This is a genomic window from Roseiconus lacunae (assembly GCF_008312935.1).
Taxonomy (GTDB): Bacteria; Planctomycetota; Planctomycetia; order Pirellulales; family Pirellulaceae; genus Stieleria; species Stieleria lacunae.
Window position 1 is genome coordinate 1 of sequence record NZ_VSZO01000091.1, and the last position, 6,707, is coordinate 6,707.

A 6,707-nucleotide genomic window follows, 5' to 3' on the forward strand; every position below is an offset into this window, starting at 1 on the left:
CAATGGGCCCAAGTCCAGCCACAACGACAGGCGTCGGATCTAATCCGCTTTCGAAGATGAATGGACCAACGAACGTGAAGTAGCACGACGAACGGTGGCCGTAACCGGGCGGCGACGAAAGATCAACCATCTTCGAAACACGTGACTTCGCCGCTCCGGTTCACGGCATGGTTACGCATGCATTCCCGCTAGAACAATGCCTGTGCCAGCATCACTCCCGTCCCAAGTGCCAGCATTGTATACGTAAGTCCGTTCGCACCCCAAGCGAAAGCAGGTATGCCGTTTTCTAGCTCCCCTTTCCAAATTCAGTGCAAAACGAATCGTTCTATGAACACGGATGCAAAAAAGTACGGCACAAGCAGAACTAGCGTTGCAGTAGGAATCATCCAGTCCAAACCTGCCTCATAGGGCATGAGCCAAGCTGACTGGAGCACGACGGAGGCGAGCTTTTCAGGAAGCGTATCAACTCCCTTCGATTCTCCGCCTGTTGTCGCGATGTTGAGCACGACCATCAAAAACCAAGTTGCCGGTATCCCAATCAAAGTTGAAGCCAAATTGGCTCCGGCAACCCCACTGAGCACGCGGGAATTGGCAATTGCGAGTGTGTAGCGACCGTAGAGATACTCAATCGCGATGATCGGTACAAGCAACACGACCATTGCTGGAAAGTGCAGCGCGATCAACGGAACACCGGCGTTTGCAAGCATCATATCGAATTGGCGTAACGGTGGACATCACGGGGGACGGACGAAAGACTTGCAAGCAGACCAATAACCACGACTCCCGTCCTCCCGTGCATGTCATGGTTCCCCGCTCTCTTCGGCTTGGGTTCGTTCACCGCCAAGCTCTTCGACGCGGTTGCGTATTGCATCAACTGCCTCCTGAAATCGCGAAGGATCACCGCCAGTATAAACGTACTCACCCCATTTGTATGTGAATTGAGTGTCATCATTTAGCTTGATTCTAATTACGGCTGGATCCATTCCAGCGATATAAACCAGCTCGTAGTCGAAGTCGTCAAGATCCCCTTCAACAGCCGATCTGATGGGGGCCAAAGCCGAAATCAGGTTTCGCATTTGGTTGTAGTCATCAGGAACCAGCGATGCCTGGTAACCATCCGGGTAAGTTACGTCCGCTCCGTGCATGCCAGTGCGCGAGAGTACGTCAAGCGACGCATCGTCAAGCGGTCCGCGTCGACCGCATCCAACAAAAACGATCAAGATGGCGAAAAGGATGGACGCGATGCGCATGTCTTGAGTCGGGGAACGTTGGTGATAACGGGGTCGTGGCCAAACATCGTGAACTCAGGAAACAGCAGCGCCCGCGACTCCCGTTCATCACATGGTTCGTCAGGCTACGTTTGCCGCCGGCTGGAAGCTGGACGGATCAGAACCATTGTAGCAATCGCTGCGTGGTGATGGGCCTTATTGTCAAGTGGGATTACGATGTTAAACCGTGACTACGATTGCGATCAACAAGCGTCAGAGGTTTCGTCGTCATTGGATGGGCCGGTACGTGAGTCTATGCGATGGGACAGGCGCGACGACCAAACCGCAACATCAGGTGCGATCGATAGGCGACTGATGTTCCGTTGTCAATCAATGGGCCCCTACGTGAGTCATCCGGCACGACGAAAGTGACATGCGTTGCGAACAACCAAGCCATCATCCGATTGGAAAAGATGATTTATCAAACCGCGACATCAAGTGCGATCAACAGGAAACAGAGGTCGCGTCGCGAAGCGATGGGCTTGGTTCCAGCCACAAAGACAGGCGTCGGATCTGATTCGCATTCGAAGGCGAATAGACCAACGATCATGAAGTAGCACGACGAACGTCTAAAATCACCCGGTCGCGACGAGAGATTCTCCATTGTCAAAACGACCAACTTCGCGACTCGGGTGCATTTTTTGGTTCCGCCATCTCTACTCTCTGTCCAGCAAATTGTAGACATACGCCGAAATTTTTGTCTCGACTTTGTCATTGGCTAGCAGCAACTCATTGAGCCGGGTTTGCTCATCCTCTGGTAGATCATAACGCTCGGAATCAACAATTCCGGTGTACAGTTTGTTCAGTTCAGCAACAATTTTGCGCCACTCGCGCAGGTCGGATTCCATATTGACGTCGATTGGAGGAGGCGCATCCAAGAACTGAGTCAAGGCGGGCTCAAGTGTCGCAAAGTATATCTGTAATGATCTCGCAGTTCGCTCATCATTGGGGCGATCTTTCAAGTCCTCCATTCGCTGAGACGTCAGCGCGGTTGCAGAATCGAAAGCCTGATTAATCGAACGCAGCCTTTCAAGTTCGACCGAAGGATCCCCAACCCGTGTATTGCACCCGTAGACCGTAAGCCCAAAGCCAAGGAGACAGAAGAGAACGCTGAGCAATCGAAACTGGTGAAGATTCATGGACGACAAAAACTTCCCTTGTTGATTAGCGGAACGGTGGAATTCACGGGGGCCGGGCGTACGACTTGCAAGCAGACCATTGAACGCGACTCCCGGCCTCCCGTGCAATTCATGGTTCGTCGATTTGACTGCGCGCTGACAGAGCATCAACGTCGGTCGCAACAGGTAATCGAATGTATCATCCGGGCCCCGTGAATTCGATTCCCGAGTAATTGAGCACCCAGTAAATGAACGCCAATACTGATACGAGTCCAACGTTCATCAGAACACCGATCCCGCCAAAAACTCTCGCGGCAGTAAATCGGTACGTGAATGCCAGCACGCAGATCGAAGCGATTAGGCTGAGAGCAATCAACGCATGCAGCGACACTACGATCGCGTTGTCGCTGAGGCGATGTTTTGTAATCTGTGGCCAATACAGGACCAAACCGAAGAACGCGAATGAAAACGCAACGGCCATCCAAGCGTTTCGGCGAGACGCTGTTGCAAAACGAAAACGCAGGCGACTACTGGGACGTCCGGACAATGCGTGCGGTGGTATGAAAGGGTTCACAACCGAGTGTTCGATGCTTTGTTTGACCGACGAACGGTGACGATCACGTGGTCGCCGCGGTTGACGAACCACTCCAACAACCTCAACGCGGCGACTCACGTGCATCGATTGGTTCGTCGGTTTACGGCTGCTGCCGGTATGGAGTTGGACGGTCCTAATCTATTGTAGCGATCGCAGGTTGACGTGGGGCGATCAATCAGTCTGGATCGGGATCCAGAATAGTGTGTGCGAACCGTGGTACCGAATTCAAGCGACATCCGATCGATTAATCATTCCGGCTTGTTGGGGCGATTCTAAGACTCCACCGCGACGACGCGATGGGCGTACAGGATCACGAACCATTGTTGGCGATTATTGGCCGTTGGAAATGTTTACCAAACCGCGACATCAGGAGCGATCAACAGGAAACTGAGGTCGCATCAACAAGCAATGACCTGACTGCAGTCACCATATCCGGCGTGTGCGTTGATCCGAACTCAAAGCTAGAAGAGCCAACGAACGTGACCAAGCACGACGAACGGTGACGATCACGTGGCCGCCGCGAACGACTCACCACTTCAATGAACCCAACTCGGCGGCTCACGTGCATCGAGTTGTTCGTCGATTTACGGTTGCCGCCTACATGAAGTTGGACGGACGTGATTCATTGTAACAATCGCTAAGCAGCATGGGGCGATCCATCAGTCTGGGTCGGGATCAGCATCGTGTGTGCGAACCTTGGTACCGGAGTCGGCGGTTGGCCGATCGCTTGGCTGCTACCGAATGTTAGGGCAGACGAAGACTCCACGGCGACAACGCAATGGGCGTATAGGATCACGAACCATTGCTGCCGAATGTTGTGTGTTCGAAACGTTTACCAAACCGAGACATCAAGTGCGATCAATAGGAAACAGAGGTCGCATCATCATGAGGTGGGCCGACTGCGGTCACCATATCCGGCTTGTGCGTTAAGCCGAACTCAAAGCTAGAAGAACATACCATCGTGAACAAGCACGACGAACGGTAGGCATAACCGAGACGCGGCAAGCGACTCACCACTTCAACAACCGTGACTCCGCGTCTTCGGTTCATGCCATGGTTCTGCATTTCTTTACGGCAGGCACCTACAGGCCAGAAGTCGTCAACGAGTAATGCATCAGTGTCAGCAAGTTTAGTGCAGCTCCGAATGCAATTCTCTTGTAGCCACGAAAATAGGCGTCGCGGCGCTTTGTTGGAATGTGCTTGGGGCCAAACGAGTTCCATATCCGATGCCGAAACAATGGCAGCTTCGCGTACGTCAAATCGATCATGCCGATCAGATAAAGGACTAGTATGGCAGCGATGTTCAATGGGTAGCTTGTGACCAAGAGCATCCCAAGCATCATGATGATCGGGAAATAAAGCAATGCGTTTGCAGTGAGTTCATCTCTTCGCATATGGCTTGCCATTCATGAGCGGGGTCTGTTTTATATTGCAGAACGATCAGGATCACGCGGTCGGCGCGAGAGATCATCCACTTCAAGCCAATCTGACACGCCGACTCGTCGTGCATCCGGTGGTTATCCGATGGCTTAAGTGACAATTCATGAGCCGCTATGGGCCAAAGAGTTTTGAACCAGTTCCATCGGCAACTGAATACAACCAAAGCTCAGCATTCCCCTTGCGAACAATAATTTGCGAATCCGATGCCCAGCTAGGGAAAGCAAATACTCCCTCCGCAATCGGTGTAGACGTTTCGCGGCTGGGATTGAAAACCATCAGCCTAGCATTGGTTCTCTGGTCTCCGTCGAGGGCATCAACATAACAGATGCCCGAGGCGTTCCAATCAAAAGCAAGGAAGTAGTGACCGCATTTGAACCGCTTTCGAGTTTCTCCAGTTCTTAGGTCGATTGTCGTAAACCAATCATCTATGCAGTACCCAAGCAACGAACCGTCAGGGGAACAAACCACGTGCAGAGGACCCCCCCCTTGCTCGGGTGAGGCAGAATGCAGGATGCGTTCGGTTTGAGATTGAAGGCTAAATTCACAAACGAGAAAACCATCGCGGATGTAGAACACCCGCGAGTTGCCCACACCCCAACACCAGTTGTAGCGGTTGACCCTCTTCGCAAGCAATTTGCGTTCTTTCGCCTGAACATTCTCCACGATCAAATCAGTGTCACGGATGTAGCCAAGGTGCGTCCCGTTGGCACTGTATTTCGGACCCCATGCCCGTTCTGATTCGATCAACGCCAGTTCGTGGGATTGCAGGTCAATTGACTCAAGCGACTGGAAACTCGGGTTATGAAGAGGATCAAGTCGTCCGGAAACAAACACGATGTGCGATTCGTCGTGCGCCCACGTTAACGGCGTCGAGGCAGTGCAAATCTCGGCGCGAGTATCAGTTGCTTCCCCGTTCTTTAGCGATACAACCCACATGCGTGTGTCAGTCGTTTTCGAAAAGGCCTCGACTCCTGCTTGAAAGTCGAGTGCTCCTTCTTCTCCGCGTGTAACCGCAAAAGCAACTTTGTCACCTGAAGGCGAGACGACAGGAGAGGAGACCATGAGAACAGGATACGTAGGCTCGCGTGGCGCGCAAGCCGTGATCGTGCAGAGGGCGGCGGATATCGCGATGTTGACGATAAACGTCGGCGACGCGAGATAACCGAACCCACGACGCAATCGTTGAATCGGTAAGTGCAAAGCGATCTGGCTATTCAAGGAAGGAATCGCGTTGATCGGATAACGTTAGACATCACGGGGGACGGACGAAAGAATTACCACTTCAGAAACCGCGCAAGCCGTCCTCCCGTGCATGTCATGGTTCGTCCATTTCTTCGGTTACGGCGCGAGAAGCATTCCACGCTCAACAAGGAGTTCGCGTGAAAGTTCCTCGCCACCATCGATTGTAACCATTGCCTTCAACGTATCCTCATCGATCGCTGGATTCAATCGATAAATAGCCCAGTCGCAGAAAAGCACAGCGGGACCTCGTGGATGCCGACTCGAAATTGAGTTTCGGCCGTCGTTGACAGTGAAAGACATAGTCGCAACGTCAAGATCACGAGGGGAGAGCCAGTGGTTCGTCGTGGCGATCGTCTCCGCAACTGCTATAGTTGATTTTGGATCGTCTAATACCTCAGAATCGCTTCGCCAACCGTTGGGTTTTCCAAATGCGTTGTCACCTACGAGCATTAGATACGACGCGAAGTGCGCGTCATCGGAATGCGTGCAAGGATACGGGTAGGGAACTCCGAGAACCTCCATTGGCACGTCGGCATTCTCGTCAACGATCTTCTTGCTCTGGAACGGTCTTGTGTCAATTGTAATGTTGTTGGGTGAATCCCATCGCTCGTCAAATCGATACTCTGAGTACATTGGGGATGCCATCACGAATGGAAGGCATCGAATACGCCAACTGTGCCCACCGAAATCTGGTGACGGGTAACGTTTGAATGCAGCGTGGTAGTTCATGATCGCAAGACCAACGGAACGCATGTTGTTCGTGCAATTCATTTCCGCTTTGCGTATCGACGCGTGGTTGAAAAGCAACGGCAAGAGGATCGCGGAAGTAGCGATGCCGATCACGATGGCAGCAAGTTTGAGCTTGGGTTTCAGAAAAGACGCTCCCGATGCGACGAACGGCTAGGATCACCGGGCAACGGCGATCGAGTAGAAACTAAAACCCAAAGGCCCCCGACTCCGTTGCTCCGTGTGCATCCGATTGTTCGCGAGCCCGGGCGTGACGACAGTATGAAGCATCGTCGCTGCTCGCCAGTGTAACCGATT

Annotated in this window: 7 protein-coding genes; all 7 read right to left on the reverse strand. The window is 52.6% G+C overall.

Annotation, left to right across the window (positions count from 1 at the left end; translation table 11 throughout):
• Positions 1–305 precede the first annotated feature (305 nt).
• The gene (locus FYC48_RS27385) at positions 306–707 is read right to left on the reverse strand and encodes a hypothetical protein (RefSeq protein ID WP_160149805.1); all 402 of its coding nucleotides are present in this window, start codon (positions 705–707) and stop codon (positions 306–308) included.
• 93 nt (positions 708–800) lie between these two features.
• Positions 801–1,250, reverse strand: coding sequence for a hypothetical protein (locus tag FYC48_RS27390; RefSeq protein ID WP_149500006.1), 450 nt, complete (start codon positions 1,248–1,250; stop codon positions 801–803).
• Between the two features lie 674 nt (positions 1,251–1,924).
• Complete coding sequence (locus FYC48_RS27395; RefSeq protein WP_149500007.1) at positions 1,925–2,407, reverse strand: hypothetical protein; 483 nt, start codon at positions 2,405–2,407, stop codon at positions 1,925–1,927.
• Between the two features lie 178 nt (positions 2,408–2,585).
• On the reverse strand, positions 2,586–2,867 hold the full coding sequence (locus tag FYC48_RS27400) for a hypothetical protein (protein WP_149500008.1): 282 nt from the start codon (positions 2,865–2,867) through the stop codon (positions 2,586–2,588).
• Between the two features lie 1,196 nt (positions 2,868–4,063).
• The gene (locus FYC48_RS27405; protein ID WP_149500009.1) at positions 4,064–4,375 is read right to left on the reverse strand and encodes a hypothetical protein; all 312 of its coding nucleotides are present in this window, start codon (positions 4,373–4,375) and stop codon (positions 4,064–4,066) included.
• Positions 4,376–4,532: 157 nt separating this feature from the next.
• Complete coding sequence (locus tag FYC48_RS27410; RefSeq protein ID WP_160149806.1) at positions 4,533–5,168, reverse strand: TolB-like translocation protein; 636 nt, start codon at positions 5,166–5,168, stop codon at positions 4,533–4,535.
• A 591-nt stretch (positions 5,169–5,759) separates the two neighbouring features.
• The gene (locus tag FYC48_RS28890) at positions 5,760–6,506 is read right to left on the reverse strand and encodes a DUF1559 family PulG-like putative transporter (RefSeq protein ID WP_390622172.1); all 747 of its coding nucleotides are present in this window, start codon (positions 6,504–6,506) and stop codon (positions 5,760–5,762) included.
• Positions 6,507–6,707: the final 201 nt, after the last annotated feature.

Bases quoted from the DNA above. Each gene is read 5' to 3' on its own strand.
- FYC48_RS27385 (WP_160149805.1), bottom strand. From the start codon at position 707: ATGCTTGCAAACGCCGGTGTTCCGTTGATCGCGCTGCACTTTCCAGCA.
- FYC48_RS27390 (WP_149500006.1), bottom strand. From the start codon at position 1,250: ATGCGCATCGCGTCCATCCTTTTCGCCATCTTGATCGTTTTTGTTGGA.
- FYC48_RS27395 (WP_149500007.1), bottom strand. From the start codon at position 2,407: ATGAATCTTCACCAGTTTCGATTGCTCAGCGTTCTCTTCTGTCTCCTT.
- FYC48_RS27400 (WP_149500008.1), bottom strand. From the start codon at position 2,867: ATGGCCGTTGCGTTTTCATTCGCGTTCTTCGGTTTGGTCCTGTATTGG.
- FYC48_RS27405 (WP_149500009.1), bottom strand. From the start codon at position 4,375: ATGCGAAGAGATGAACTCACTGCAAACGCATTGCTTTATTTCCCGATC.